25 protein-coding genes and 1 pseudogene are annotated in these 25,935 nt (G+C 73.0%); 14 read left to right on the forward strand and 12 right to left on the reverse strand.

Annotated elements, in window-relative coordinates; genetic code table 11:
• Positions 1-7 precede the first annotated feature (7 nt).
• Positions 8-1,159 carry a citrate/2-methylcitrate synthase gene (locus ACFXDE_RS08435; RefSeq protein WP_380492098.1) on the forward strand — a complete coding sequence of 384 codons (1,152 nt, stop codon included), beginning with the start codon at positions 8-10 and terminating at the stop codon, positions 1,157-1,159.
• Between the two features lie 65 nt (positions 1,160-1,224).
• Here the strand turns inward: ACFXDE_RS08435 and ACFXDE_RS08440 are convergent, their stop codons facing one another.
• Positions 1,225-1,902 (reverse strand): DUF1062 domain-containing protein, encoded by a 678-nt coding sequence (locus ACFXDE_RS08440; RefSeq protein ID WP_380492100.1) that lies wholly within the window; start codon positions 1,900-1,902, stop codon positions 1,225-1,227.
• Positions 1,903-2,549: 647 nt separating this feature from the next.
• Positions 2,550-5,075: an ABC transporter permease gene (locus tag ACFXDE_RS08445; protein ID WP_380492102.1), complete on the reverse strand. Its 2,526-nt coding sequence runs from the start codon at positions 5,073-5,075 to the stop codon at positions 2,550-2,552.
• A gap of 264 nt (positions 5,076-5,339) precedes the next feature.
• On the opposite strand from ACFXDE_RS08445, the gene ACFXDE_RS08450 reads away from it, so the two are divergent.
• Together ACFXDE_RS08450 and ACFXDE_RS08455 are read left to right on the forward strand one after the other, a co-directional pair.
• Positions 5,340-6,587 carry a sensor histidine kinase gene (locus ACFXDE_RS08450; RefSeq protein ID WP_380492104.1) on the forward strand — a complete coding sequence of 416 codons (1,248 nt, stop codon included), beginning with the start codon at positions 5,340-5,342 and terminating at the stop codon, positions 6,585-6,587.
• A 5-nt stretch (positions 6,588-6,592) separates the two neighbouring features.
• On the forward strand, positions 6,593-7,243 hold the full coding sequence (locus ACFXDE_RS08455; RefSeq protein WP_380492106.1) for a response regulator: 651 nt from the start codon (positions 6,593-6,595) through the stop codon (positions 7,241-7,243).
• 93 nt (positions 7,244-7,336) lie between these two features.
• Here ACFXDE_RS08455 and ACFXDE_RS08460 read toward each other — a convergent pair whose 3' ends face one another.
• On the reverse strand, positions 7,337-7,942 hold the full coding sequence (locus ACFXDE_RS08460) for a GNAT family N-acetyltransferase (RefSeq protein ID WP_380492108.1): 606 nt from the start codon (positions 7,940-7,942) through the stop codon (positions 7,337-7,339).
• 186 nt (positions 7,943-8,128) lie between these two features.
• On the opposite strand from ACFXDE_RS08460, the gene ACFXDE_RS08465 reads away from it, so the two are divergent.
• The 3 genes from ACFXDE_RS08465 to ACFXDE_RS08475 all read left to right on the forward strand — a co-directional run bounded on the left by ACFXDE_RS08465 (position 8,129) and on the right by ACFXDE_RS08475 (position 10,114).
• On the forward strand, positions 8,129-8,635 hold the full coding sequence (locus ACFXDE_RS08465) for an HIT family protein (RefSeq protein WP_380492110.1): 507 nt from the start codon (positions 8,129-8,131) through the stop codon (positions 8,633-8,635).
• Between the two features lie 81 nt (positions 8,636-8,716).
• Complete coding sequence (locus ACFXDE_RS08470) at positions 8,717-9,298, forward strand: hypothetical protein (RefSeq protein WP_380492112.1); 582 nt, start codon at positions 8,717-8,719, stop codon at positions 9,296-9,298.
• 117 nt (positions 9,299-9,415) lie between these two features.
• Entirely contained in the window at positions 9,416-10,114 is a 699-nt protein-coding gene (locus ACFXDE_RS08475; RefSeq protein WP_380492114.1) for a hypothetical protein, read from the forward strand.
• Between the two features lie 53 nt (positions 10,115-10,167).
• Here the strand turns inward: ACFXDE_RS08475 and ACFXDE_RS08480 are convergent, their stop codons facing one another.
• Entirely contained in the window at positions 10,168-10,797 is a 630-nt protein-coding gene (locus tag ACFXDE_RS08480; protein ID WP_380448534.1) for a TetR/AcrR family transcriptional regulator, read from the reverse strand.
• 207 nt (positions 10,798-11,004) lie between these two features.
• Here ACFXDE_RS08480 and ACFXDE_RS08485 point away from each other — a divergent pair, with 207 nt between their 5' ends.
• Together ACFXDE_RS08485 and ACFXDE_RS08490 are read left to right on the forward strand one after the other, a co-directional pair.
• Complete coding sequence (locus ACFXDE_RS08485; protein ID WP_380492116.1) at positions 11,005-12,504, forward strand: APC family permease; 1,500 nt, start codon at positions 11,005-11,007, stop codon at positions 12,502-12,504.
• 79 nt (positions 12,505-12,583) lie between these two features.
• Positions 12,584-14,320, forward strand: a complete 1,737-nt coding sequence (locus tag ACFXDE_RS08490; RefSeq protein ID WP_380492118.1) for an amidase — start codon at positions 12,584-12,586, stop codon at positions 14,318-14,320.
• Positions 14,321-14,444: 124 nt separating this feature from the next.
• On the opposite strand, the gene ACFXDE_RS08495 is transcribed toward ACFXDE_RS08490, so the two are convergent.
• Positions 14,445-14,600, reverse strand: coding sequence for a hypothetical protein (locus tag ACFXDE_RS08495; protein WP_380446112.1), 156 nt, complete (start codon positions 14,598-14,600; stop codon positions 14,445-14,447).
• 276 nt (positions 14,601-14,876) lie between these two features.
• Between ACFXDE_RS08495 and ACFXDE_RS08500 the strand changes: the two genes are divergently transcribed.
• From ACFXDE_RS08500 to ACFXDE_RS08510, 3 genes are all read left to right on the forward strand, one after another.
• Complete coding sequence (locus ACFXDE_RS08500; protein WP_380492120.1) at positions 14,877-15,929, forward strand: BTAD domain-containing putative transcriptional regulator; 1,053 nt, start codon at positions 14,877-14,879, stop codon at positions 15,927-15,929.
• Positions 15,930-16,011: 82 nt separating this feature from the next.
• On the forward strand, positions 16,012-16,680 hold the full coding sequence (locus ACFXDE_RS08505) for a hypothetical protein (protein WP_380492122.1): 669 nt from the start codon (positions 16,012-16,014) through the stop codon (positions 16,678-16,680).
• 102 nt (positions 16,681-16,782) lie between these two features.
• Positions 16,783-18,345 (forward strand): AMP-binding protein, encoded by a 1,563-nt coding sequence (locus ACFXDE_RS08510; protein WP_380492124.1) that lies wholly within the window; start codon positions 16,783-16,785, stop codon positions 18,343-18,345.
• Between the two features lie 179 nt (positions 18,346-18,524).
• Here the strand turns inward: ACFXDE_RS08510 and ACFXDE_RS08515 are convergent.
• Positions 18,525-18,665 (reverse strand): annotated as a pseudogene (locus ACFXDE_RS08515) (1-acyl-sn-glycerol-3-phosphate acyltransferase); the annotation flags it as partial.
• Between the two features lie 164 nt (positions 18,666-18,829).
• On the opposite strand from ACFXDE_RS08515, the gene ACFXDE_RS08520 reads away from it, so the two are divergent.
• Positions 18,830-19,264 (forward strand): helix-turn-helix domain-containing protein, encoded by a 435-nt coding sequence (locus tag ACFXDE_RS08520; protein ID WP_380446106.1) that lies wholly within the window; start codon positions 18,830-18,832, stop codon positions 19,262-19,264.
• A gap of 74 nt (positions 19,265-19,338) precedes the next feature.
• On the opposite strand, the gene ACFXDE_RS08525 is transcribed toward ACFXDE_RS08520, so the two are convergent.
• The 3 genes from ACFXDE_RS08525 to ACFXDE_RS08535 form a co-directional block, all read right to left on the reverse strand.
• The gene (locus ACFXDE_RS08525; protein WP_380446105.1) at positions 19,339-19,941 is read right to left on the reverse strand and encodes a ClpP family protease; all 603 of its coding nucleotides are present in this window, start codon (positions 19,939-19,941) and stop codon (positions 19,339-19,341) included.
• 1 nt (position 19,942) lies between these two features.
• Complete coding sequence (locus tag ACFXDE_RS08530; RefSeq protein ID WP_359970668.1) at positions 19,943-20,581, reverse strand: ATP-dependent Clp protease proteolytic subunit; 639 nt, start codon at positions 20,579-20,581, stop codon at positions 19,943-19,945.
• A gap of 151 nt (positions 20,582-20,732) precedes the next feature.
• The gene (locus ACFXDE_RS08535; RefSeq protein ID WP_380492127.1) at positions 20,733-21,104 is read right to left on the reverse strand and encodes a winged helix-turn-helix transcriptional regulator; all 372 of its coding nucleotides are present in this window, start codon (positions 21,102-21,104) and stop codon (positions 20,733-20,735) included.
• Between the two features lie 109 nt (positions 21,105-21,213).
• On the opposite strand from ACFXDE_RS08535, the gene ACFXDE_RS08540 reads away from it, so the two are divergent.
• On the forward strand, positions 21,214-22,053 hold the full coding sequence (locus ACFXDE_RS08540; protein ID WP_380492129.1) for an SDR family oxidoreductase: 840 nt from the start codon (positions 21,214-21,216) through the stop codon (positions 22,051-22,053).
• Between the two features lie 126 nt (positions 22,054-22,179).
• On the opposite strand, the gene ACFXDE_RS08545 is transcribed toward ACFXDE_RS08540, so the two are convergent.
• Positions 22,180-22,593 (reverse strand): hypothetical protein, encoded by a 414-nt coding sequence (locus tag ACFXDE_RS08545; RefSeq protein ID WP_380492131.1) that lies wholly within the window; start codon positions 22,591-22,593, stop codon positions 22,180-22,182.
• A 239-nt stretch (positions 22,594-22,832) separates the two neighbouring features.
• Here ACFXDE_RS08545 and ACFXDE_RS08550 point away from each other — a divergent pair, with 239 nt between their 5' ends.
• A complete protein-coding gene (locus ACFXDE_RS08550) occupies positions 22,833-23,681 on the forward strand; it encodes an alpha/beta fold hydrolase (protein WP_380446101.1) in 849 nt (282 codons plus the stop codon).
• Between the two features lie 37 nt (positions 23,682-23,718).
• Here the strand turns inward: ACFXDE_RS08550 and ACFXDE_RS08555 are convergent, their stop codons facing one another.
• Both ACFXDE_RS08555 and ACFXDE_RS08560 read right to left on the reverse strand, forming a co-directional pair.
• Positions 23,719-24,363, reverse strand: a complete 645-nt coding sequence (locus ACFXDE_RS08555; RefSeq protein WP_380492133.1) for a hypothetical protein — start codon at positions 24,361-24,363, stop codon at positions 23,719-23,721.
• Positions 24,364-24,522: 159 nt separating this feature from the next.
• The gene (locus ACFXDE_RS08560) at positions 24,523-25,740 is read right to left on the reverse strand and encodes a serine hydrolase domain-containing protein (protein ID WP_380492135.1); all 1,218 of its coding nucleotides are present in this window, start codon (positions 25,738-25,740) and stop codon (positions 24,523-24,525) included.
• Between the last annotated feature and the right edge of the window lie 195 nt (positions 25,741-25,935).

Here is a 25,935-nt window from a genome sequence, read left to right on the forward strand (position 1 = left end):
CACTGCCATGCCGAGCACCACCGAGATCGAGGTCCCGCGCGGCCTCAAGGGCGTCGTCGTCACCGAGACCGAACTCGGCGACGTCCGAGGGCTGGAGGGCTTCTACCGCTACCGCCAGTACTCGGCGATCGACCTCGCCGAGCAGCGCACCCTGGAGGACGTCTGGCACCTGATGCTCCTCGGCGAGCTGCCCGACGCCGCCGGCCGCGCCGCCTTCCTCGCCCGCACCACCCCGCTGCGCCGCCTGCCCGACGCGCTGCGCCCGCTCCTGCCCGCGCTGGCGGCGAGCACCGCGCACGGCGGCCCGCTCGGCGCCCTGGGCGCCGCGCTCACGGTCGCCGCGGCCGACCGGGGCGTCCGGCCGCTCTACGACACCGCGCCCGAACAGCGGGTCGAGGACGCGCTGTTCGCCACCGCACTGGTACCCACCATCCTCACCGCGCTCCAGCGGCTGCAGCAGGGCGAGCAGCCGATAGAACCGCGCGAGGACCTCGGCTACGCGGCCAACTACCTGTACATGCTGACCGGCGAGGAGCCCGAGCCCGCCAAGGCCCGGGCGATCGAGCAGTACCTGATCTCCACGGTCGACCACGGCTTCAACGCCTCGACCTTCACCGCCCGCGTGATCGCCTCCACCGGAGCCGACCTCGTGGCCTGCCTGGTCGGCGGCCTCGGCGCGCTCTCCGGGCCGCTGCACGGCGGCGCGCCGAGCCGCGCCCTCGACACCCTGGACGCGATCGGCACCCCGGAGCGGATCAACAGCTGGATCCGCGAGCACGTGCTCGCCGGCGACCGGATCATGGGCTTCGGCCACGCCGTCTACCGCACCGAGGACCCCCGCTCCCGCATGCTGCGCGGCGTCGCCGAGTCCTTCGGCGGCGAACTGGTCGAGCTCGCCGTCCAGGTGGAGGCCCGGGTCGAGGCGATCCTGGCCGAGCTGAAGCCGGGCCGCGAACTCCACACCAACGTCGAGTTCTACGCGGGCGTGGTGATGCACCTGTGCGGCCTGCCCAGGGAGATGTTCACCCCCACCTTCGCCGCGGCCCGGGCGATCGGCTGGAGCGCCAACATCCTGGAACAGGCCGCCGACCCCAAGATCATCCGCCCGGCCGCCCGCTACACCGGCCCGGCTGCCCCGCAGCCGCTGCCGACGGCCTGAGCGGCGGGCGGACACGACAGGCAGGGCCTCCTGATCGGGGGAGAGGAGGCCCTGCCCTCGTTCCGCTACGCGCCGACCGCCGTAGAGCGCGGCAGGTACGGCGACGTATCGGGCGACCCGACGGAACTCATCTGCACGTCACCGGCCTTCGGGTGCTTCGCGGCATCGACGGATCCGGGCCCGTGGACGGTGAATTCGAAGTCCCGGTGCGCCTTGGCATCCGGAGCGAACGGCAGCCGGATGCGCCCGTCCCGGACCATGCGCCGCACGGCACCGCGGCTGAGGCCGAGCCCGAGCATGAGCAGCCGCTCGACCCGAACCGGCGCGGGCAGCTCGAAGCCGACCAGCACCTTGAGCGGCGTGGGGTCGTCGAGCGCGTAGAGGGGCGTGCGCGCCTCGACGTCCCAGGTGCCCGTCCAGTCGAGGCGGTACCCGTTCCTCGCGGCGAGCGACGCACTCATCGTCAACTCCCGCACCACGGCGGGGTCGTTGTTCTCGTACGCCACCAGGCGGGCGGGTTCGAGCGACGACACGTGGACGCGTTCGTGAACGGGCACCTTCGAGGTCCGGTCGCACGACGCACAGCTCAGCAGCAGCCAGACGTCGAGGAGCTTCCCGCTCGCATTGACCCGGATCTTCCCCGAGGCGCGGTGCCGCACACCGGAGCAGTCCGGGCAGGGCCGAACGACGGTGGGCAGGGCGGACTGACGCACGGCCCACAGGGCCTTGCGGTCGGTATTCATGAATGTGGTTGCTTTCAGGACTCACCGGGAGCGCTCGCAGGCCGAGCCGCAGCTCTCCCGGACATGACGGATGCACACGTGAGCGCGGGTGGTCACCCCAGGGCCGAGTGCTCAGGCCCGGGTGCCAACCCGCGCGACGGGTTGGTGACAGCTACGTGGCAACCGCTAAAAGTCCATGGCCCGATCCTCATCGAGGCCGCTCCCCTCGGGCAACTCCTTTTTCTCTGGGAGCAGGTCCTCTGGGAACAGGTCCTCTGGGAACAGGTCCTCCGGGAGAAGGTCCTCCGGGAGAAGGTCCTCCGGGAAATGGCCCATGCCGTGAAGCAGCGGAGGCCGCCGTCCCCACCTCGGGGAACGGCGGCCTCCCGGCGTTACGATCCGTCAGCCGGAGCACCGGACCGGCGGTCCGGAGGTGCGATCCTGCCCAGCGGCGGCAGGGGCGGCTTTCGGAAGCGGTTCCAGCCGTACGCCCACAGGACGGGGATGGTCACGGCGGCGGCCGTCACCGCCTCCGCCAGGAGCAGGACGGGGATTCGCCAGAGGCGGCGCATGTGTTCGGTGTCCCTTCTGATGCGACGAGATTCGGTTTCCGGCCGGCGGCGGCGGCCCCCTGGGCACGCGGGTGGAGCCCTTCTTCCTACGGGCAGCTACTCCGTCCCGATGGCCGCCAGGACCGGGGTCCGGGCCGCCCGGCGTGCGGGCCACAGGGAGGCCAGGAGGCCCGCTCCCGCCGCCGCGGCCAGCAGGACGGCGAGGCGCAGCACGGGCACGCTGTGGCGGAAGCCGGGCGTGTGGCGTGCGATCGCCTCGCCGCTCGCCCAGCCGACGAGGAGGCCCAGGGCCAGGCCGAAGGCGCCGCCGAGAACGGCGATGATGAGGGCCTCGGCGCGCACCATGGCGCGCACGCCCGCCCGGGTCAGGCCGATGGCCCGCAGCATGCCGATCTCGCGGCGGCGTTCGGTGACGGACAGGGCCAGGGTGTTGACGACGCCCAGGAGCGCGACGCCGATGGAGAGGCCGAGCAGGGCGTAGAGCAGGTCGAGCATGCGGTCGGTGTCGTCGGCGGCGGCGCGGGCCAGGTCGTCGCTGCTGTCGATGCGCAGGGCGGGGCTGTCGCCGAGGGCGTGGGCGAGGGTGCGGCGCAGCCCGGGGCTCGGGTGGTCACGGGTATGGACGAGCACGCTCCGGACGGCACCGGCAGGACGGGCATCCACAGGAAAGGCGTCCACAGGAAAGGCGGCGGCATCGACCAGGAAGCCGCTCACCAGCGCGTTGGGCTCGTAGACCCCTGCGACCGTCAACTCGGCAGCCCGCCCGTCAACCAGGCGCGCGTGCACCGTACTTCCCACCTCCCGGCCGTAGCCGGCCGGCACCAGCACCTTCCCACCGCCGATGTCGGCCGCTCCCCCACTCATGCGCAGCCGCAGCATGTCCCGCACGGCGTTCGACGGCAGGGCGAGGCCGAACTCGCGCACCCCGTCGACCGTCAGTTCCACCTCCCGTAGCGCCGCGACGGCGGTGACCTCGGCGCTGGCGGCCAACGTCCGTTCCACCGCCGCCGATTGAGCGTCCAGGCTCCGCATCGACACCACGTAGTCCGCCTTGAGCACGTGCGCGCCCGCGGCGTCCGCCGCCGCGAGGCCGCCGGCGGCGACGACCGTGAGGGTGGTCACCAGGCTCACGCCGACGACCAGCGACGCGGCCGGGGCGGACACGCGGCGCGGGTTGCGGGCACTGTTGCCTTCGGCGAGCCGCGCGCCGATCCCCGCACGACCGAGGAGCGGCCGGACCACCGCGAGCAGTGGCCCGACCAGCGTCGGCATGAACGCGAGCAGGCTGCCGGCCGCCAGCACGGCGCCCAAGGCCAGTACGGGCGCGCCCTCCTGGATGCGGTCGCTGCTCGCCCCGCTCAGCAGGCCCGCCGCACCACCGGCGGCCAGCACCACACCTGCGAGCACGCGTCGCCTCCCGGCCCCCTCCCGAAGCGGAGCCTCCGCGACGCGCAGCGCGGCCAGCGGCGCGATCCGTCCGGCCCGCCGCGCCGGGAGCCAGGCGGCGACCACCGTGGTCAGCACCCCGGTGGCCAGCGGGACGAGCAGCGCGTACGCGGGCAGGCTGAGCGCGTCCCCGGTCGGCAGCGGACCGCCCTTGCCGAGGTCACCGGCGATCGGGCGCAGCACCTCCCCGACGCCGACGCCCGCCGCGACCCCCACCAGCGAGCCCGCCGGCCCGACCAGGAACGCCTCGGCCAGCACCAGGCGCCCGACCTGCCGGCGCGAGGCCCCGATTGCCCGCAACAGGCCGACCTCGCGCGTCCGTTGGGCCACGAGCATGCCGAAGGTGTTGGCGATCAGGAAGCAGGAGACGAACAGCGCGACGGCGGCGAAGGACAGCAACGTGGTGCGCAGTGAGGAGACCTGGTTCTCGGCGCGCAACGCCCGATCGCGGGTGAGGACGTCCGCCGTCAGGACGGTAGCGCCCGGGACGGCCTGCTTCGTCGCCTGCCGCAGCCGCTCGGCGGTGACGCCGGGCGCGGCCTTCACGTGGAACTCGCTGTAGCGGCCGGGGCCGGTGAAGTGCTGCTGCGCCGTCGCGGTGTCGAACAGCACCACGCTCCCGCCGTCGCTGACGGCGGGCTCCGCGCGGGTGGTGAAGACGCCGCTGATGCGCACGGTGAGGCCGGGGCCGTCCACCGAGATCCGTGCGGCGTCCCCCACGCGGTAGCCGCAGCGCGCGGCGGCGGCCTCGTCGACGGCGATCTCGTCGCCGCCCGCGGGCGGGCGACCGCCGGTGAACGAGTACCGCGGGTCCGACCCGCCGTACCCCGCCCCGACGGCCGGGCCGCCGCGGTCGGCGGAACGCCCGTCCGGGCAGCCGAGCGCCGTGTACCCGGAGACGGCCGGGATGACCCGGCCCGTCTCGGGAAGGCCCTGCACCCGCTGCAGCTCGGCCTCGCCCAGGTCGGACGGCGCACCGACGCTTCCGGTGTCCGGGCGGACGACCACGTCGGTGTGCGCGTACGTCTGCCGGGAGGCCCCGGTGAGGGCGTCGGACACGGTGGCGGTGACCAGCAGGATCCCCGTGACGAAGGCGACGCCGACCGCGACGGCCAGCGCGGTCAGCCCCATGCGGGACTTGTGGGCGCGGACGGTGCGCCAGGCTGCGCGAAGCATGGGTTTGCGGAAGACGGGCTGACGGAGGACGGGCTGACGGAGGACGGGCTGACGGAGGACGGGCTTGCGAGGCATGGGTGTGCAAGAGATGGGTGTGCGAGACATGGAACTCCGAAGTCCCCGGGGCGGACGGCAGATCGACGTCACCGATCCTGTCCGCGCTGTCCGCCCGCCCGTAACAGCCGTCCGGCCGACCCCTCGGACACCCGCCTCGGTCAAACGGTGGAGGCACCGGGCCTGCGCGGCCGCGTACGGTTGATCGTCATGATCCCCCTCCCGACACGCGCCGACTTCGCCTCGTGGGCCTCCACCCGCAGCGGCCCCGCCATCGGTGCCACCGTCGGTGTCGTGGTCCTGGCCGTGGCCGCGATCGTCACCGAGGCGCTCGACACCGGCTTCCCGCCCACCACCGTCGCCACGGTCGCCACCGACCTGCTGTGCCTCGCCGCGCTGCTCTCGCCGCCCCGCCGCCTCCTGCGCGTCGGGTGGGCCGCGGTCGCCGCCTCCGCCGCTCTGTCCCTCGCCACGAGCCAGCTGCGGCACCGCCCCGAGCACACCTTCGGCGTCGTCGAGCTGTGCGTGCTGCTGCTGCTCGTCACCCGCACGGTCCGGTACGAGCCGCTCACACGTATGCTCCCGCTCGCCACCGCAGCCTGGCTGGCGACCCCGCTGCTCCTCCTGCGGCTGCCCGGCTCCCAGCTCACCCACGTGGCCGGCTACGCCGGGCCGGTCCTGCTGCTCGCCGCACCCGTGGTGGTCGTCCTCGGCCTGTACCTGCGCCTCCTCGACGCCACCCGGGAGCGGGAGAAGAACACCCGTCTGAACGACCAACGCCTCGAATTCGCCCGCGAGTTGCACGACTTCGTCGGACACCACGTCACCGCCATCACCGCACAGGTCAAGGCGGTGCGCTTCATCACGGCCTCCGGGCACCCCCCGACACCGGAGGTGCTCGACCAGGCGCTGGCGAACATCGAGGACGCCGCCGCGCAGGCCACCGGCTCCATGCGGGCCATGGTCGACCTGCTGCGCCGGTCGGACCGCCGGCCCCCGCTCCACGCCCCCGAGGGCCTGCAAGCGCTCCACGGCCTGGCCGAATCCCTCCGCGCGGCCGGCCCCGCCGTCGACCTCACCGTCGACCCCCGGCTCGAAACGGAGCCCCCGGCCGACCACATCGCCTCCACCGTCCACCACATCGTCCGGGAGGCGCTCACCAACATCCGCAAGCACGCCGCCCGGGCCGAGACGGTGACCATCGACGTGCGCCTGTCCGCCAACGACTCCGGCGTGCTCACCGTCTGCGTCCAGGACGACGCCGACCAGCCCCCGGCGGGCCCGTCGGCGGACCGGCGCGGCGGCGGGTTCGGCATCCTCGGGCTGCACGAACGCGTCCACGCGCTCGGCGGACACCTGACCGCGGGACCCGGACCGGTCGGCGGCTGGCAGGTCGCCGCCGACATCCCGCTCCGCCGCGGCACGCCCGATCGCCCCCCGGCACACCTGGCAGGATGACCGGCATGACCATCCGCGTCCTCCTCGCCGACGACCAGTCCACCCTGCGCGCCGCGTACCGGATGATCCTCGACTCCCAGCCCGACATCGAGGTCGTCGCCGAGGCCGCGGACGGCACGACGGCCGTCGCCGAGGCCCGCAGGCTGCGTCCCGACGTCTGCCTGCTCGACATCCGGATGCCGGGCATGGACGGGCTCGAAGCCACCCGCCTCCTGGCCGGCCCGGACGCCGCACGACCGCTCAAGGTGGTCATCGCCACCACCTTCGACCTCGACGAGTACGTCCACCGCGCGCTGCACAACGGCGCGTGCGGCTTCGTCCTCAAGGACTGCTCGCCGGCCCTGCTCATCGAGGCCGTCCGCGCGGCCGCCGTCGGCGACTCGCTCATCTCCCCGTCCGTCACCGTCCGGCTGCTGCGGCACATGGCCGGTCAGCGGCCGCGGCCCGTGGCTCCGCCGCCGTTCGAGCCGCTCACCCCTCGCGAGCAGGACGTCGTCGCCATGGTCGCGAAGGGCCTGACCAACGACGAGGTCGCGGCCGCCCTCCACGTGACCCTCTCCACGGTGAAGACGCACCTCGCCAACAGCCAGCGCAAGCTCGGCGCCCGCAACCGTGTCGAGGTCGCCGCCCGCGCCTGGCAGCACGGGCTGGTCTGAGGGTCCTGCGCTCGACGAAGCCGCCGTGGACGCGATGGCCCGGAGGCGGGCACGTCAACGGGCCTTCCCGGCCCGGACCGCGACCGGCCGCAGTCAGCCGAGGCCGGGGCGGGGGGCGGCCGGGACGGGCATGGCGCGCCAGGTGTCCGCGAGAACCTCCATGACCACCAGGCGCATGGTGACGTCGGCCTCGGGGAAGTAGCGCTCGGTCTCGCCGATGGGGCTGAAGCCGAAGCGCGTGATCGCGCGAACGGCGTCGGCGTTCTCCAGCGACGTCATGCTCCACACCCGGCCGAGGCCGAGGTCGGCGAAGGCGAGTCTGAGCATGAGCCAGCCGATGTCGGTGGCGCATCCGGTGCCGCGCAGGTGCCGGGCCATCGTGAGGACGCCGGCGTAGCCGGTGGTGGCGTCCTCGACGTCGAGGCGGATGCCGCCGACGGGCCGGTCCTCGCCCTGCAGGCAGGCGGCCAACTGGTACTGGCGGCGCGGCACTTCGGCGGAGCTCGCCACGGCCTGGCCGAGCTTGCGCCGGATCCTGGTGTCGTCCATGACGCCGGTCGAGAGGTGCCGCATGCCGTCCGCGTCGCCCCAGACCGAACGCATGGCGTCGACGTCGTCGGCGCGGTGGTCCCGCAGTCGGACGAGAGCGGTCTCCAGCACCGGGAGCACCGTGGGCGGATGGACGGACGTGCTGTTCATGTTCGAACCCCAACGAGCTGTCGTGTGATTGCGGGGAGCAGGCCCCGCGCAGTACTGCTCGCAGTAGAGCAGCCGCGCGTTGACATCCGATCAACGCCGCCCGAGCGGGACGTTTCGGGTGAGGAGCGACCGTCGTCGTGCGCGATCGGCCGCCTGCCCGGCCACACGTGTGTAGGGTGCGCTGTCATGGTTGAAGACTGGCGGGACGACAGGATCGGCAGCGCCCTGAGAGGCGCGAATCCCACGGTGCTCAGGCGACTTGACGCCGGCTTCGCGGTGATCGGCGACGTGCAGTTCCTGCCGGGGTATTCGGTCCTCCTGGTGGACGAGCCCGAGGTGCAGCGCCTGTCCGAGCTGCCGCGGACCAAGCGGACGGCCTTCCTGGCGGACATGGACCGGCTGGGCGAGGCCGTGGAGCGGGCCTGCCGGCGTCTGGACCCGGAGTTCCGGCGCGTGAACCTGGAGATCCTCGGCAACACCGACGGCTTCCTGCACGCGCACGTGTGGCCCCGGTTCGAGTGGGAGAGCCCGGCGCTCGTCGGCCTCCCGGTGTGGCTGTATCCCCGGGACAACTGGCGCGATCCCGCGAGCGCGCTCGGCCCCGAGCACGACGTCCTCCGCGAGGCGATCGGCCACGAGCTCGACGTGCTGTCGGCCGCCGCTCCTGCGAGTCGTCACACGCCCGCGAGTTGACGGGACCGTTCGTACTCGGGAGCATGTGACGCTGCCCGTGCACGCGGGTGCACGCAGACCGGTTTCCTGAGGTGTGGGGTCATGAAGTTCGTGGTGTCCGAGCGGTACGTCAGCAAGGTCGGCCTGGCCGTCGGCGCGGCGCTGGTGCTGGCGACCTGCGCGACAGGCGGCGGCGACGCGGTGGCGGCCACCGGCCCGGCCGCGCACGGCGTGGTGGTCGGTGCCCCCGGGGCCGCACAGCCCGCGGCGGCCGGCGTCTCGATCACCGAGGGCGAGGTCGCCGAGGTGGGCCCGAAGGGCACGATCCTCTACCCGTCGGTGACCAGCTGCCTGGTCGTCACCGTGTACCTGCGGGACGGCGGCAAGGTCGGCGGCCACGCGAGCCTGTTCCAGGTGCCGGGCAAGTACCGTTCGGACGAGATCCTTCCGGCCATCAGGCGTGCCGTCGGCGGCCGGCCGGTGCGGGCCGTCGACGTCAGCGGAGCCGTCGGGGCCTGGAACCCCTCGTACTTCGAGAAGGCCATCGAGCAGTACACCGACGGGTCGGCCCCCGAACCGACGGGCGACGCCAAGGGGATCGGCGACGTCGTGGCCAAGCTCCTGGGACAGCCGCGCAAGGGCGTCACCGTCCGGGACGTGCCGGACGGCGACATCACCAGGTGAGCGCAGGCGGCCGGCCGGTGCACCGTCCGGAAATCGGAAGATCCGCCGTGCGGCGGTGAACTCCCGTGGGATGCTGTGCCCTTGGTCCGGATACCGCATCGACCGGGGGAGCCACCCATGCCGCTCTTCGGCAACCGCAAGAACCTTCCGAAGCCGCTGTGCGACCAGCACGGCCCGTGCAAGGCGCTGGCCGAGATCTCGGTCTTCGAGGTCCGGGACCGGCTGCGGCTGCTGTTCGCCCCCACCCGCACCCTGGGCCCCGACCCCGTGGCCCGGCCGGTCGACGACGAGCTGTCGGTCGTCCTGTGCGTCGACGGCGGGAAGCGGGGCGGGAGGACCGACGCCCTGTCGATAGCCGAGCACGCCGCCGACCAGTGGAGCATCAGCCGGGCCGAGCTCTGGGAGCGGGCCTTCGCCAACCTGGCCACCGAGCGGCTCAACCGGCAGTCCTTCAACGCGACGAACGGCGACGTCCTCCACGCGGTCAACGGGACGGGGGCGTGGCCCGGCGCAGCCCAGGCACTGCGTCTGGAGAACGCCCTGGGCGGGGCGGAGCTGCCCCACGGCGCGCTGGTCACCCTGCCGACGAACAACGGGTTCTGCGCGGCGCCGATCCGCAGCGGGTCGTCCCTGAACGCGATCCGGTTCATGATCGACCTGTCGAAGCAGCTCCAGATCAACGACCCGGCCCCGCTGACCTCCTCGGTCTTCTGGTACCGGGACGGCTGGCTGGAGAACCTGAACGTCGGCGACAACGGCATGATGCGGCCGTCCGCCCGCTTCCGGGAGATGGTGAACGGCCTCCCCGCCACGTGATCCCGCCCAGGGCCCGGCACCGGGCCCCACGGCCCGGTGCCCCCTGCCTCCCCCTACTCGCTCCGGCGTTCCACACCGTCGAGGAGTAGGCCGAGGCCCAGTTCGAACCCGCGGTCGTCGAGGCCCGTCGCGCCTCCGCCGCGGGCGAAGGAGCCGTCCAGGGCGTCCGCGAGCGCCGGGTACTCCGGCCGGTAGGCGGCCGGTTCCCGGGTGAAGCCGGCGGTGAAGGTCTCCATCGCCGAGCCCAGGACCAGGTAGTCCAGGGCCGCGGCGACCTCCGCCGCGTCCGCGGGGCCGAGGCCGGCCCTGCCCAGGAGGGCGAGCAGCGCGTCGTAGCCGCGCAGGGCGCTGTCCGCCTCGACGCGGCGCCGGGCGAGCAGCGCGACGGCGTTCGGGTGCCGCAGGAAGACGGCGCGGTAGCCGCGCGCGTACGCGGCGAGGCCGGAGCGCCAGTCGGGGTCGCCGAGCGGCTCGTGGTCGATCTCGTCGTTGACCAGCTCGGAGACCGCGTCGACCAGTGATTCCTTGCTCTGGATGTGGTTGTAGAGCGACGCCGCCTTGACCCCGAGCCGGTCCGCGAGTGCGCGCATGGTCAGTCCCTCGGGACCTTCCTCGTCCACCACCTGGAGCGCGGCGACCGCGATCCGCTCGTGGGTCAGCAATGCCCTGCTCGGTCGGCCCACCAAAAATCCCCTCTTCCGCTGTCCCCGTCCAGGGGCTATGGTGCCAGACCAACAGCCGTCGCTAACTAAGTTAGTTTTATCTGGAGGGCGCAGTTCGTGGCCGAGAACACCCCCACCGAGCACACCCCACCCGTGCGCACCACAGCCGTGAGCGCCACAGGCGTGAGCACCACAGCCGTGAGCACCACAGCCGTGAGCACCACAGCCGTGAGCACCACAGGCGAGAAGACCGACGCCGACCGGCTCGCCGCGCTCGGCTACCAGCAGGAGCTGCGGCGCAGCCTCAGCGTGCTCGGCAACATCTCCATGGGCTTCGCCGTCGTCTCCCCGGTCGTCGGGCTGTACGCCGCCGTGCAGGTCGGCATGAGCGTCGCGGGCGGGGCCTGGATCTGGGCGCTGCCGCTGTGCCTGCTCGGGCAGTGCCTGGTCGTCGCCGTCTACTCCGAGCTCGCCTCGCAGTGGCCGCTGGCCGGCGGCGCCTACCAATGGAGCAGACGCCTGTCCAGACCGGCCTTCGCCTGGCTGAGCGGCTGGATGTGGCAGTTCGCCGTGATGTTCGGCAACACCACGGTCGCCTACCTCGCCTCGCCGTGGCTCTTCGCCCTCTTCGGGGCCGTCCCGACGCCCACCGAGCAGGTCCTCGTCTCGGTCGGCTTCCTGCTCTTCTGCACCGCGGTCAACGCCTACGGCATCAACTTCCTGCGCTGGTTCGTCAGCCTGGGCATCGCCGCCGAGGCCGTCGCGTCCGTCCTGGTCGGCTTCACCCTGCTGCTGGTCTTCCGCCAGCACGGCTTCTCCCTGCTCACCGACTTCCTCGACGCGCCGAAGGGGCTGGGCATCAGCGACACCGGTGCGCTGCTCGCCGCCGTGGCCGTCGCCGGCTGGGCCTTCATCGGCTTCGACGCCTGCGTGTCGACCGCCGAGGAGACCAAGGACGCGGCCCGGCAGGTCCCCAGGGCCATGTGGTGGTCGCTGCTCAGCGTCGGGCTCGTCGTGATCCTCAACGCGGTCTCGGTCGAGCTCGCCCACCCCGACCCGGCCGCCGTCGTCGCGGTCACGGACCTCGACCCGGTCACCACCGCCGTCACCCACGCCTTCGGCGGCTGGGCCGACAAGCCCTTCGTCCTCGTCGTCCTGATCAGCTTCACCGCCTGCCTCATGGCCTCCCAGGGCGGCGCGGCCCGCGGCCTCTACTCCCTCGCCCGCGACGACGTCTTCCCCTTCTCCCGCCACGTCCGCCGGATCAACCGGCACAAGGCGCCGATCGGCGGTCTCGTCGCCGCCACGGTGATCAGCTGCGCCGCGCTGCCCCTCGGCCTGAGCACCTCGGCCATCGGCAGCCTGATCACCTTCGGCAGCGCCGCCACCTTCGTGCCGTTCTTCCTGCTCACCGTCGTCGCCCTGACCGCCCGCCTGCGCGGCACCTGGAAGCCCGCCGGAGCGGTCGGCTACGGGCGCCTCGGCACTCCGATCAACCTCCTCGCGGTGCTGTGGACCGGTTTCGAAGTGGTCAACATCTGCTGGCCGCGTACCGTCCTCGCCCCGGCCGGAGCGCCCTGGTACCAGGTCTGGGCGGCACCGCTCGGCGTCGGTACCGTCACCCTCGCCGGCCTCGCCTACCTGCTGGCACGCCGCCCCGACCGCCGCATGCCCGACCCCGACCAGGACCGCCCTTCCGCCGACGAACTCGCCCCGGCCGTCCTGTAGTTCCGCCACCATCCCGTGACGCGTCCGGGGCCGAGCGCCCCGGACCGTCCGACCGCCTCACATTCCTAGGGACACCCGCATGACCCACCCGTTCGACGTCGTCGAGACCGGCATCGCCGACCTGCGCGCGGCGCTGGAGAAGGGCGAGACCACCTCGGTCGGCCTGCTCGACGCCTACCTCGCCCGGATCGAGGCCTACGACCGGCCCGGCACCCCCACGGCGCTCAACTCCGTCGTCGTGATGAACCCGGACGCCCGCGCCGACGCCGAGGCCTCCGACGCCCGCCGCGCCCAGGGGCGGACGCTCGGTCCGCTCGACGGCATCCCGTACACCGCCAAGGACAGCTACCTCGCCAAGGGCCTGACCGCCGCCGCCGGTTCGCCGGCCTTCGAGCACCTGGTGGCCCGGCGCGACGCCTTCGCCATCGAGCGACTGCGCGCCGCCGGCGCCGTGCTCATCGGCCTGACCACCATGCCGCCGATGGCCAACGGCGGCATGCAGCGCGGCGTCCACGGCCGCGCCGAGAGCCCGTACAGCGCCGACTGGCTGACCAGCGCCTACGGCTCCGGCTCCTCGAACGGCTCGGGCACCGCCACGGCGGCCTCGTTCGGCGCGTTCGGCCTCGGCGAGGAGACCTGGTCCTCGGGCCGCGCGCCCGCCTCGAACAACGCCCTGTGCGCCTACACCCCCAGCCGCGGCGTGATCTCGGTGCGCGGCAACTGGCCGCTCGTACCGACCATGGACGTCGTGGTCCCGCACACCCGGACCATGGCCGACCTGCTCGAACTGCTCGACGTCATCGTCGCCGACGACCCGGACACCCGCGGCGACCTGTGGCGGGCCCAGCCCTGGGTGCCGCTGCCCGCACCGTCCCGCGTCCGCCCGGCCTCGTACCCGGCCCTGGCGCCCGCGGACACGGCGGCGGCGCGTGCGACGCTCGCCGGCAAGCGCGTCGGCGTGCCCAGGATGTACATCAACGCCGACCCCGACGCGGGCACCAACCCGGACGGCGGCATCGGCGGCCAGACCGGGCAGCGGATCGACACGCGCGCCTCGGTCCTCGCCCTGTGGCAGGCCGCCCGCCGCGACCTGGAGTCCGCCGGCGCCGAGGTCGTCGAGGTCGACTTCCCCGTGGTGACCAACTACGAGTCCGACCGCCCCGGCGCGCCGTCCCTGCTCTCCCGGGGCCTGGTCGGCCGCGACTTCCTCGCCCGCGAGATCCTCGACCTGTCGGCCTGGGCCTGGGACGACTTCCTGCGCGCCAACGCGGACCCCGCGCTCCCCACCCTCGCCGACGTCGACGGCGCCCTGATCTGGCCCAAGCACCCGGGCGAACTGCCGGACCGCTACGCCGGTTTCGACGACGTGATCGCCGACTACCCCCGACTGGTCCGCGACCAGGCCTACCGGGCGTTCACCGACATCCCGCACCTCGAACAGGGACTGCGCGGGCTGGAGGAGACCCGCAGGATCGACCTGGAGGAGTGGATGGACGAACTCGGCCTGGACGCCGTGGTCTTCCCCACGGTCGCCGACGTTGGCCCGGCCGACATGGACGTGAACGAGGCCTCCGCCGACCTGGGCTGGCGCAACGGCGTGTGGGTCGCGAACGGCAACCTCGTACCGCGCCACCTCGGCATCCCGACGGTGACCGTGCCGATGGGCACCATGACCGACACCGGCATGCCGGTGGGACTGACCTTCGCGGGCCGCGCCTACAACGACAGCTCGCTGCTCCGCCTCGCCGCCGCCTTCGAGAAGACCGGGCGCCGCCGCACGGAACCGCCCCGCACCCCACGGCTACGGACCTCCTGAGGCCTCGACCCCGAGCGGCCCGTCCCCGCCTGAACCGGGGACGGGCCGCCGTCCGGGGCGGACGGGGACGAACTCAGTCGGACGGTCCAACCGGGCTCGGACTGAGCCGGGTGGCCCGCCCGGCTCAGGTCGTCCCGCGATCGTTCCGGCCCGCGGCCTGCGCGGTCTCCGCCGCCCTGGCCGCCTGGCGCTGGCGCCGCCTCGCGCCCAGCCAGCCCGCCAGACCGATCAGTCCGCCCGCGATCGCCGCGGCGACCAGCTTGTGCAGCAACTCGGACACAACGACACCGCTTCCCGAAAGTGGCCGGCGCAGAGGATCGCGCCGCCGTGAACACCGATGGCCCGACGTTAGGAAGCGGCGATGAAATCACCGTGAAAGCGGCCGCGGTCCCTGCCTCGGTCACGTTTCCGCAGGTGAGACGCCGTATGCACGACCGGCCAGATATGGCCGCTCCCCCGTCCTGTCCCCCGGCCGCCACCCGGACCAGCATCGAGGCCTCAGCAGAAGCCCCGGAGCCGTCCGCCCCGGCCGGAGAACCAGAACCACGGAGCAGCCATGCCGCCGAGCCCACCCGCCGTCGCCGCCCTCGACCCCCGCCAGCGCGACGTGCTGTACGCCATCGGCTGCGGCCTGACGGACGCCGAGATCGCCGCCTCGCTCGCCATTCCGGAACGCGCCGTGGCCGGCCACCTCGGCCGGATCCTGGCCACGCTCCGGCTGCGAGACCGAGCCGCCGCCATCGTCCACGCCTTCGACTGCGGACTGGTGACGCCCGGCCACGGCCCGCGCCGGCGGGCAGCGGACACCCCGTCACGGACCGGCGCTCGCCGACCGGCGGACCGTACGCCCGACGCGGGCCTGCGGATCTCCCTCCTCGGTCCGCCGCGGGCCTGGCGGGACGGACGACCCGTCGGCCTCGGACCGGCTCGCCAGCAAGCCGTCCTCGCCGCGCTGGCCCTGCGGCCGGACCGGGCGGTGGGCACGCACGAACTGCTGGACCGGATCTGGGGGATGGAGCCGCCGATCGGGAACGTCGTGCCGGTCTACATCTACCGGCTGCGCAAGATCCTGCGCACCGGGCCCGGGGGCGGCACGGACCCGGTGATCGAACGGGAGCAGGCCGGCTACCGGCTCAACCGCCGTGCGGTCGAGGTCGACGTGGCCCGCGCCGAGGAGCTGGCCGCCGCAGCGACGACGGCCGAGCGCGCCGGTGACCTGGCCGAGGCCGTCCGCGCCTGCTCCCAGGCGCTGGACCTCTTCTACGGCGAGCCCCTGGCCGGCCTCCCCGGACGGTTCGCCGAACTCGAACGGCTACGGCTGACCGAACACCGGATCGCCCTGGCCCAGCGGAAGGCGGAGTGGCAGCTTCAGCTGGGCCGGACCGCCGAGGCGACCGCCGAACTGTCCGCCCTGGCCACGGCGCACCCGCTCAACGAGCAGGTCGTCGCACTCCTGATGCGCGCTCTGCACCGGGGCGGCCGGCAGGCCGAGGCCTTGGCCGCCTTCGACCGCACCCGCCACCGGCTGGGCGAGGAACTGGGGGTGCTCCCCGGCGAGTTGCTGCGCCGAACCCGGCAGACGCTGCTCAGCCGGGGCCGGAGCTCCTGACCGGGCCCGCGTCCGTCTCCGGGGAGTACGGAACCGGGCCGGGCTCCGGATCTTGATAGGGTCGAACGCCAGGGGGGCTGTCGTGAGCGAGATACCGCAAGCACGTGAGGAACTGAACCGGCTGGGCCGGTCCCTGCGCGAGCAGATGGTCGCGCTGATCACCGACCTGACGCCCGGCGCGGACCTCCACCTGCTGTTCCTCGACGATCCGTTGCTCGCCGACTGGCACGAGCCGCTCCGCCACCACTTTTCGGCCCTGTTCCGCGGGGAACGTCCCGCGACCGTCACCGCCGCCGAGATCACCTCCCGTGCGGCCGCCCTCCTCGACGCGGCCGGTTGGGACGTCACGACGTCGGAGGAGCAGCAGGACGGGAAGCGCGCCACCATGGTCCTCGCCCACCGTGACGGCAACGTCATCCGGGTCGGGACCGGCGACCACACCTCCGCCGTGATGTTCAGCGGGCGGACGCCGGCACTGGCACTCCGCGCGCCGAAGCCGTTCCAGCGGCCGGAGCCGGTGCGGACAGCGGAGACCGTCACACCCGGTTACGTCCTCTGCTACGAGTGCGAGGGCCTCGGGTGGTGCTACGGCTGCGGCGGTCGCGGGTGGAGGCCCGGCGAACCCCATGGGCGGACCCGCTGCAGGGAGTGCTCCGGGAGGAAGGTCTGCCCGATCTGCCGTGGCGGGGGCGAGCTGGCCGTCTCCCGGCTGTCGGAGTACCAGCGGGGCTACTACCCGGACGTGGACTGACACCGGACCGGTGTCCTGCGTCCTGCGTCCACGGATGACACTCCCGCCGGACATGGCCGGAACTCGGCGGTGCACGGCGGGGAGTGGGGTTAGCCTGACGACATGGTTGCAAACTACAAGGAAGAAGTAGCCATGGGCGACCCGGCGTTCATCAGCGCACCCGCCCTGATCCTGCGGGCCCTGTCCACCGACCCGGACCGGCGCGCCATCACCACCGCCGACCGCGTCGAGATCACCGCGGGCGACTTCGCCGCCGCCACCTACCGCCTGGCCCACGAGCTCGTCGCCCGGGGCGTCCGCCGCGGCGCGACCGTCACCCTCCTCACCGGCAACACCGCCGAGGCGCTCAGCGCCCGCTACGCCGCGGGCCTGGCCGGCGCGCGCGTGGTGAACCTGTACGACGGGATGAGCGCCCCTGTCCTGGCCGAGATCGTGGCCGGCGCGGACACCACCGTCCTGCTCGTGGACGCCGAACGGTACACGGACGCGGCCGAGTTGCTGCCCCTGGTCGACGTCACGGCGGTCCTCGCGCTGGGGCCGGGCGGGCCCGCCGAGGACGTGATCGCCGCCTCCGCCGGCCGGCCCGCCGAGGACCCGGCCGTCCCCGTCGGCCCCGGCGACGACATCGGGATCCGCCACACCGGCGGCACCACCGGCATCCCCAAGGGCATCGTCAGCCTCCACGGCGCCTACCGCAGCATCCTCGACACTCCGTTCGACGGCCGTCCGCACGACGAGCCGCCCCGCCTCCTCGTCGCCACCTCGCTCGCCCACCTCGCCGGGGTGCTCGCCGACGTGACGCTCCACGCCGGCGGCTCGGTCGTCCTCCAGCGCTCCTTCGACCCCGGCGCGGTGCTCGCCGCCATCGAGCGCGAACGCGTCACCGACCTGTGGCTCCTGCCGCCGCTGCTCTACCGGCTGCTCGACCACCCGGCCATCGGCCGCACCAGCCTGGCCGGGCTCCACCGCATCACGTACGGCGGCTGCCCCTCCTCCCCGACCAGGATCCGCGAGGCCGTCAAGGTGTTCGGGCCCATCCTGGTCAGCCTCTACGGCATGTCGGAGGCGCAGAAGATCGCCGTGCTCACCCCGGACGAGTACGCGCGGTTCGGCGACGACGGCCCGCTGCCGGTCGGCCGGCCCTTCCCCGACGTGGAGGTGGCGATCCGGTCCGCCGACGGTTCCGACCTGCCGGCCGGCGAACCGGGCGAGGTCCACGTGCGCTCCGCCACCCTGATGGCCGGGTACCTGAAGCGGCCCGACCTCACCGAGCAGGTGCTGCACGACGGCTGGCTCGACACCGGCGACGTCGGCTACTTCGACGCCGACGGCTACCTCTACCTCTCCGACCGCCTCAAGGACCTGATCATCGTGGTCGGCGGCCACGTCTACCCCACCGAGGTCGAGGACCTCCTCCTCACCCACCCGGCCATCGCCCAGTGCGCCGTCTACGGCGTGCGCGACGCCCAGGAGGCCGAACACGTCCACGTCGCCGTCGTCCCCGCCCCGGGGCAGCGGCCGCAGCTGGAGGACGTCCGCGCCTTCGTCACCGCGAACAAGGGCCGCATCTACGCGCCCGAGGCCCTGCACCTGGTGGACGCGATCCCGCTGACGGCCGTCGGCAAGCCCGACAAGAAGCGGCTCCGCGAGGCCCTCGCGGACTGAACCCGCGTTCGCCCGGACGGCGGGGCGCTCACCGAAACCCCACCGAACCCCGCACGGATCCACACCCGCTTTCAGCCCATGGTGGGGTTTGGCTCAATGAACCACCGCCCGGGTGCCGAGAAGCCAACGGGGGTGGCGGCGCTGAGGGCTGCCACCCCCACCACGGCCCGTCACGTGGCCGCGGCCGAGTCGAGGGCCGAGGCCGCCCGGACCGTCCCCCGGTGGACCGGGATGTGTCTGCCGGCCCGCAGCACCCCGCCGAGCAGCGGGATCCGCCACAGCCCGGCGGTCGCCATCACCACCGACTCGGTGCCGAGGCGGCGCCGGGCTGGTGCCGCCATCCTCGCGGAGCACCGCCGCCGGCCGCCTGAGTAGCCGTACTCAACCCGGCGTGGGGGCGCCCGTCCGCACACCCCAACTCGGCTTCACCCAGGGCAGAACGCCGCGCCCTTCCCCCGGCGCCCGGGATCCATAGGCTGGAGGGGTGAGCACTCATGCGCCGAACGAAGCCCGCGTCATCCCCCTGCGCCCGAAGACCGCGCCGGCCGGTTCCGGCCGGGCGGCCGGTGCCCCGCAGCGGCCGGCCGCCGCCCCGCAGCCGTCCGAGCCGAAGGAACCGCTGTGGCGCGACCTCGTCGGCGACGTGCTGCGGCGCGAACGGCTGGCGCAGGAACGCACGCTGAAGGACGTCGCCGACGAGGCCCGGATCTCGATGCCGTACCTGTCGGAGCTGGAGCGCGGACGCAAGGAGGCCTCCTCCGAGGTCCTCGCGGCCGCCGCCCGGGCCCTCGGCCTCGGCCTCGGCGACCTGCTCTCGCTCGCCCAGGAGGACCTCGCCCGGCACGCCCGGACCAGCCGGCTCGGCCGGAAGTCGCCCACGGCGCAGTCGCGGTACGACGGCCTCTGCCTCGTCGCCTGACCGGGCCGGCGGCCGGTACACCCCTGTGGTACCGGCCGCCGTGCCCGTGCCCGTGCCGTCAGCGGTCAAGCGGCTCAGGCGAACGCGAGCCGCCGGCTCAGCACCTCGTCGGCGATCCCGTACGCGACGGCCTCCTCGGCGGTGAGCACCTTCTCCCGGTCCATGTCCGCGCGCAGCGTCGCCACGTCGTGGTGCGTGTGCCGGGACAGGACCTCCTCCACCTGCGAGCGGATGCGGACCATCTCCTTGGCCGCGAGGCTGAGGTCCGAGACCGTCCCCTGCCGCCCGCCGCTGGCCGGCTGGCCCAGCAGCACCCGCGCGTGCTGGAGCACGAACCGCCGCCCGGGATCCCCGCCGGCCAGCAGCACCGCCGCCGTCGATGCCGCCTGGCCCACGCAGAACGTGGAGATCGGCGCCTGGACGAACGTCATCGTGTCGTAGATCGCCATCAGCGAAGTGAACGATCCGCCGGGCGAGTTGAGGTAGATCGAGATCTCCCGCTCCGGGTTCTCCGACTCCAGGTGCAGGAGCTGGGCGATGACCACGTTGGCGACGCCGTCGTCGATCTCGGTGCCGAGGAAGATGATCCGCTCGTTCAGCAGCCGGCTGAAGACGTCGTAGGACCGCTCGCCCTGCGCGGTGCGCTCGATCACGTACGGAACCGTGTACGACCCCATGTCACAACCCCATCCGTCGGCGCGACGAGGCCGGGCGGATGTCGGCGAGCGACTCCACCACCCGGTCCACGATCCCGTACTCCCTGGCCTGTTCGGCCGTGAACCAGCGGTCGCGGTCGCCGTCGCGCGCGATCGTCTCCTCGCTCTGCCCGGTGTGTTCGGCGGTGATCCGCTCGATGGCCTTCTTGGTGAACAGGAGGTTCTCCGCCTGGATCTCGATGTCCGCGGTGGAGCCCCCGATGCCCGCCGACGGCTGGTGCATCATGATCCGCGCGTTCGGCAGCGCGAACCGCTTGCCGGCCGCGCCGACGGTGAGCAGGAACTGCCCCATGCTGGCCGCGAAGCCCATCGCCAGCGTCGAGACGTCGTTCGGGATGAGCCGCATGGTGTCGAAGATGGCGAGCCCCGCGGTGACCGACCCGCCCGGGCTGTTGATGTACAGGCAGATGTCGGTGCGCGGGTCCTCCGCCGAGAGCAGCAGCAGCTGCGCACAGACCCTGTTGGCCGACACGTCGTCGACCTGCGTGCCCAGCAGGACGATCCGCTGGGCGAGCAGTTGAGCCGCGAGGTGGTCGTCGAACCGGCTGGGCGGGGTGTCTCCCTCCTCCGCGCGGGGCAGGAGGGTGCCGAGTGGAGTCATCAGGTCTCCTCGAAGAGCCGGGGATGTTGTCCCCATCACTCTTGACCGCCGAAGACCCTCGGATGCGATTTCTCTGCCCGCCGCAGATTCGCCACGGGCAGAGCCCAGTCGGCAGTGCGCGGCAGGCGCCCGCCGATGGCCGCTGCGTGGGCTACCCGGCGTCGCGCGGGGGCAGGCGGCGGGTGATCCGGTCGAACAGGTCGGCCAGTGGCTCGGCGACCTCCCGGCCGAACTCCGTCAGCCCGTAGGTGACCTGAGGCGGTGACGTCGGTTCCACCTCGCGCCAGACCAGGCCGTCCTGGACCAGGACGCGCAGGGTCTGGGCGAGCATCTTCTCGCTGATCCCGTGGATGCTCTCGCGCAGCTCGTAGAAGCGCAGCGCGTTGCTCCCCAGCGAGATCAGCACCCAGACGCCCCACCTGCTGGTCACGTGGTCGACCACGTCGCGCGCGGGGCAGTCGGTGTGAAACACCTCATACCGCTTGCCGGCCTCGGCCTGCCTGAACTGCACTCCTCCCACCATGTTATGAGCTTACCTCAAGGTATGTCCTTACGAAAGATTAGCTCCGGCTCCTACCGTGAAGGCCACCTCAGGAAGTCGAGCAATCGAGCTGTCGAGCAAGGAGCTGATCATGATCGTGGTGACCGGGGCCACCGGAAACGTGGGCCGACCGCTGGTGCAGGCGCTCGCGACCGCGGGCCACCAGGTGACGGCGGTGTCGCGACGCACTGCGCCGGTACCGGACGGAGTCCGCCATGTCGCGGCCGACCTCACCGGGCCCGCCGGCCTTGAGCCCGTCCTGACGGGGGCGAAGGCACTGTTCCTCCTGCTGTCCGGCGACATGCACGCCGCCGGCGCCGACCCCGCCGACATCATCGGCCGGGCCGCGGCTCGCGGGGTCCGGCGCATCGTCCTGCTGTCCTCGCAGGGTGTGGCGACCAGGCCGTTCGGCCCGACGCGGATCGCGATACGCGGCGTCGAGGACACCCTGCGCGAGTCCGGAACGGAGTGGGCCATCCTCCGGCCGGGCGGCTTCGCCTCGAACGCCCTCTGGTGGGCCGAGTCCGTCCGTACGCAGCGCGTCGTCGCCGCCCCCTTCGGCGACGTCGGCGTGCCGATCGTCGACCCGGCCGACATCGCCGAGGTCGCGGCCGCCTGCCTGGTGGAGGACGGGCACACCGGCGGCGTCTACGAGTTGACCGGCCCGGAGCTCATCACGCCCCGCGGGCAGACGGAGGCCATCGCCGCCGCGCTGGGCTCGCCCGTCCGGTTCGCCGAGCTCACGCGCGAGGAGGCCAGGTCGGCGATGTCCCGGGCCATGCCGGTGGAACTCGCCGACGACACCCTGGACATCCTCGGCTCCCCGAACCCGGCCGAACTGCGGATCAGCCCCGACGTCCAGCGCGTCCTCGGCCGCGCGCCGCGCCCGTTCGCCGACTGGGCCGCCCGCAACGTCGCCGCGTTCCGCTGATCACAGGCCGACGGCCGGCCCCCACCTCGACGAGCGTGGGGGTCGGCCGCCCTTACTCCGCCGCCGCCTGGTCAGGCGTCAGCTGCCACCCCGGCAGTTGACGACGACCGCGACCGTGGCCGCACGTCAGCGCACGGTCACGGTGAACACGGGCGACGCGGTGTTCCCGCTGACGATGCGCAGCTCGTTCAGGCCCTTGATGCCGAGCTTCACGCCGAGCGAGTAGGCGCCGTTGCGGTTGGTGTTCACGGACGCCGGCAGGGTGACCCACTTGCCGTGCTGCTTCTGCTGCAGGGTCACCTTGGTGCCCGGCTTGAGGCCGGTGGTCGTGCCGTTGACCCGGAACAGCTCCCAGGCACGGACGGACGTCACCGACGGCTTGGCGGTGATGCCGGTCTGGGCGGCGGCCGAGGCGGCGACGGGCTGCGCCGCCGGGGCGGACGGGGTGGCGGCGATGGCGGTGCCCGCCAGGCCGATGGAGAGCACGCTGACGGCGGTCACGGCGGCCAGGCGCATGGAGTTCCGCTTGGAGACGATCACGGGTACACCTCTTTCGAGGGGAGGTGGGTGCCGGCCCGACCGCGGTGTCCGGTGCGGTTCGGGCCCTGTCATGTATACGGACGCCGCACCGCGCCGGTCGGTTGTGGTCGAAACGTCACCGCCTTGTAACAGCCTGCGACCGTCCCGGCCCGCGCTCGTCCGACCGACCCCCTGTCGTCACCCCGTCAACCCTGTGGTGTGATCGTCCTGTTGACGTACGACCGACAGGAGCTCGTCTCATGACCACCACGCCCACTCCCACCCGGCTGACCGTCGGCCCGCACACCTTCGACGCACTCGCCGCCGGGCCCGCCGACGGTGAACTCGTCCTGCTGCTGCACGGTTTCCCCGAGTTCGCCGACTGCTGGACCGCCGAACTGACGGCACTGGCCGCCGCCGGCTACCGCGCGGTCGCCGTCGACCAGCGCGGCTACTCCCCCGACGCCCGCCCCGAGGACATCGCCGACTACGCCGTCGAGCACCTCGTCGCGGACGCCCTCGGCTTCGCCGACGCACTGGGCTCGCCGCGCTTCCACCTGGTCGCCCACGACTGGGGCGGCCTCGTCGCCTGGGCGCTGGCCTCCGCCCACCCGGAGCGGCTCCACAGCCTGACCGTCCTCGCGACGCCGCACCCCGAGGCGCTCTTCGAGGCCATGAACAACGGCAGCGACCAGCGCGAGCGCTCGCAGTACGTCAAGCTCTTCCGCCAGCCGGGCAACGTCGCCGAGCAGGGGATGCTCGCCGACGGCGCGGCCCGCCTGCACACCCTCTACCGGGGCGCACTGACGGAGGAGCTCATCGAGTCCAACGTCCGTCGCCTCACCGAGCCGGGCGCACTGACCGCCGGCCTCAACTGGTACCGCGCGATCAACGACGAACTCCGGGTGCCCGCCGGGGAGATCACCGTCCGCACGCTCTTCGTCTGGGGCACCGAGGACATGGCCCTGGGCCGCGACGCCGCCGAACTGACGGCCAAGCACGTGAGCGCCCCCTACCGCTTCGTCCCCCTGGAAGGCGCCACCCACTGGCTCCCGGAAGCCGACGCCGACCGCATCATGCCCCTCCTCCTGGAACACCTCGCGGGCTGACCGGAGCTGTGGTCCCGACCGGCCACGCCAGCCGGGCTCAGAGGAACACGATGGCCTTGCCGTCGGCGATGCTGGCCCGGCAGGCGCGGTACAGCTGGTGCCAGGCGATCTTCTCCGTTTCGAAGGGGGACCCCGGCTCAGGGTCCGCGAGGGTGGAGTCCTCCGCCGCGGGGAGCGTGCCGTCGGCGTCGAGGTGGATGCCGAGTGACGGTGCGAGGCTCGCCAGTTCGGCCAGCAGGCGCTGGCTGGAGCCGACCATGCCGTACCCGGCGACGTCCGATTCTTCCGGGAGGAAGAGCGGATCGTCGAAGTCCACGGGTATGTAGTAGCCCGAATTGTCGGCGTGGCAGAGCAGGTGGGATGCCAACATGGACGTCTCGTCCTGGATCTTCCGGCCGTCGCGCTCGTACTGCTCGGCGTCGGTCTCCAGCGCGGGAGTGAGCGGCTCGCCGCGCCCGGCGAGCACGAAGACGCGACGCAGGTGGTACAGGTAGCTGTACGGGAAGTGGGCGGAGACGGCGGGCCCGGCGGGCGGATCGGCGATCTCCGGCTCGTGCCAGTCGACGCCGCCGTCCGCGAGCGCCGCGCTCAGGCGCGCGAAGGCGCCTCGGAAGTGCGCCAGTCCCTCGGCGTCGTTCCTCGCCTGGTCGTCCAGGAGTCCCACGGTGATCGAAAGTCCCATGACCGCAGACAGTAGCGGTCACGACCGACAGCGGCCGACGCCGGTGCGCCGGGCAGTTCGCGGTGAACCGGATCGCCTGACGGGTGTCGCACGTCGGCTTGCCTTCTCGGCCGGCCCGGGCGGCCCCTCCCCGGTCGTACACGGCGCCGCGGCCGCGCGTCAGCCGCACAGCGCCGCCGTTTGCGCCCGCATCATCCCCTTGCTCAGCGGGACGGGCGGCTCGCCCTTCAGGTCGGCGCCGAGGTCGTAGAGGTTGCCGACGAGGACCAGCTGCCGCTCGCCGTCGGTGGTGGTGAGCGAGACGCTGGTGAAACCGGGCCCGCCGCCGTCGGTCTCCCAGGCGTCGATCGTCCTGGTGCCCGGCGCCGCGCCGCACGACACGTCCATGTGCTGCACGCCGAGTCCGTACGCCGGTGCGTGGGGGAACTGCACCGTCGTGAGGAGTTCGCGCTGCTGGGCGGGGCGCAGCAGCTCGCCGGTGAACAGCGCCCGGTGAAAGTGGGCCAGGTCGTTGACGGTGGAGATCATGGCGCCGGCGGTCCAGTCGTAGGACGGGCTGAAGCGCGTCACGTCCTGGTGCTTGAAGTCGTAACCGTGCAGGTGGGGGCCGTGGATGGCGGGATCGGTCAGCGGGAAGGTGGTGTCAGTGAGGCCGAGCGGGGCGAGGATCCGCCGGTGGATCTCGGCGGAGGCGCTGTGGTGCGTGACCGCTTCGATGACCAGACCGGCGACCAGGTAGTTGGTGTTGGAGTACGACCAGCCGGATCCGGGCGCGAACAGCGGCTCGTGCCGGACGGCGCGGGCGATCACCTCGCGCGGGGTGTAGACGTAGTCCCGGTCGTGGCCCTCCAGGTAGGGGGCGAAGAACTCGGGCTCGGTGGTGGGGTCGTAGATGCCCGCGGTGTGGTTGAGCAGGTGGCGGACGGTGATGGCCGAGCCGTCGTTGCCGTTCCCGTCGACCACTCCGGGCAGCCACTTCTCCACGCTGTCGTCCAGGGACAGCCTTCCCTCCCCTTCCAGTTGCAGCAGCACCGTCGACACGAACGACTTGGTGTTGCTGGCGATCCTGAACCGCTGGTCCGGCCGGGCCCGCTCGCCGGTCGCGAGGTCCGCGACCCCGGCCGCCACCCGCGACTCCCGCTCCCCGTCCCTGGCGTAGGCCAGGACCCCCGGGAACCCGTCCGCGACCGCCTGCTGGACGCCCTCGGCAAGGCCGGCGGGCGGCGCCGTCTCCCCCGACACCGACACCAACAGCGGCCCCCTCCCCGGCCCCGGCACCCGCACCGGCTCCGCGACGGCCGTAGCCGGGAGAAGCCCCGTGACCGCCACCGCGCACACGCCCGCCCACAGCGCCGCCGTCCCCGTACGTGCCCTCATCGACATCCCCTGTTCGTGCTGCCCGTTCCCCGTTCACGCCCAGCGTGCCGCGCCGGCCAACCCCTTGCCCAACCGGCTACCACCCGAATGGTTGCGGGGGTTAGCCCCCCCAGGTCAGGTGGCGGAGCTGGAGGCGCGCACCATGAAGAGGTACGGCGACCCGCTCGGTCCGACGAACGTGAGTGGAGAGCACGG

The sequence above is a fragment of the Kitasatospora sp. NPDC059408 genome, from assembly GCF_042751525.1.
Taxonomy (GTDB): Bacteria; Actinomycetota; Actinomycetes; order Streptomycetales; family Streptomycetaceae; genus Kitasatospora.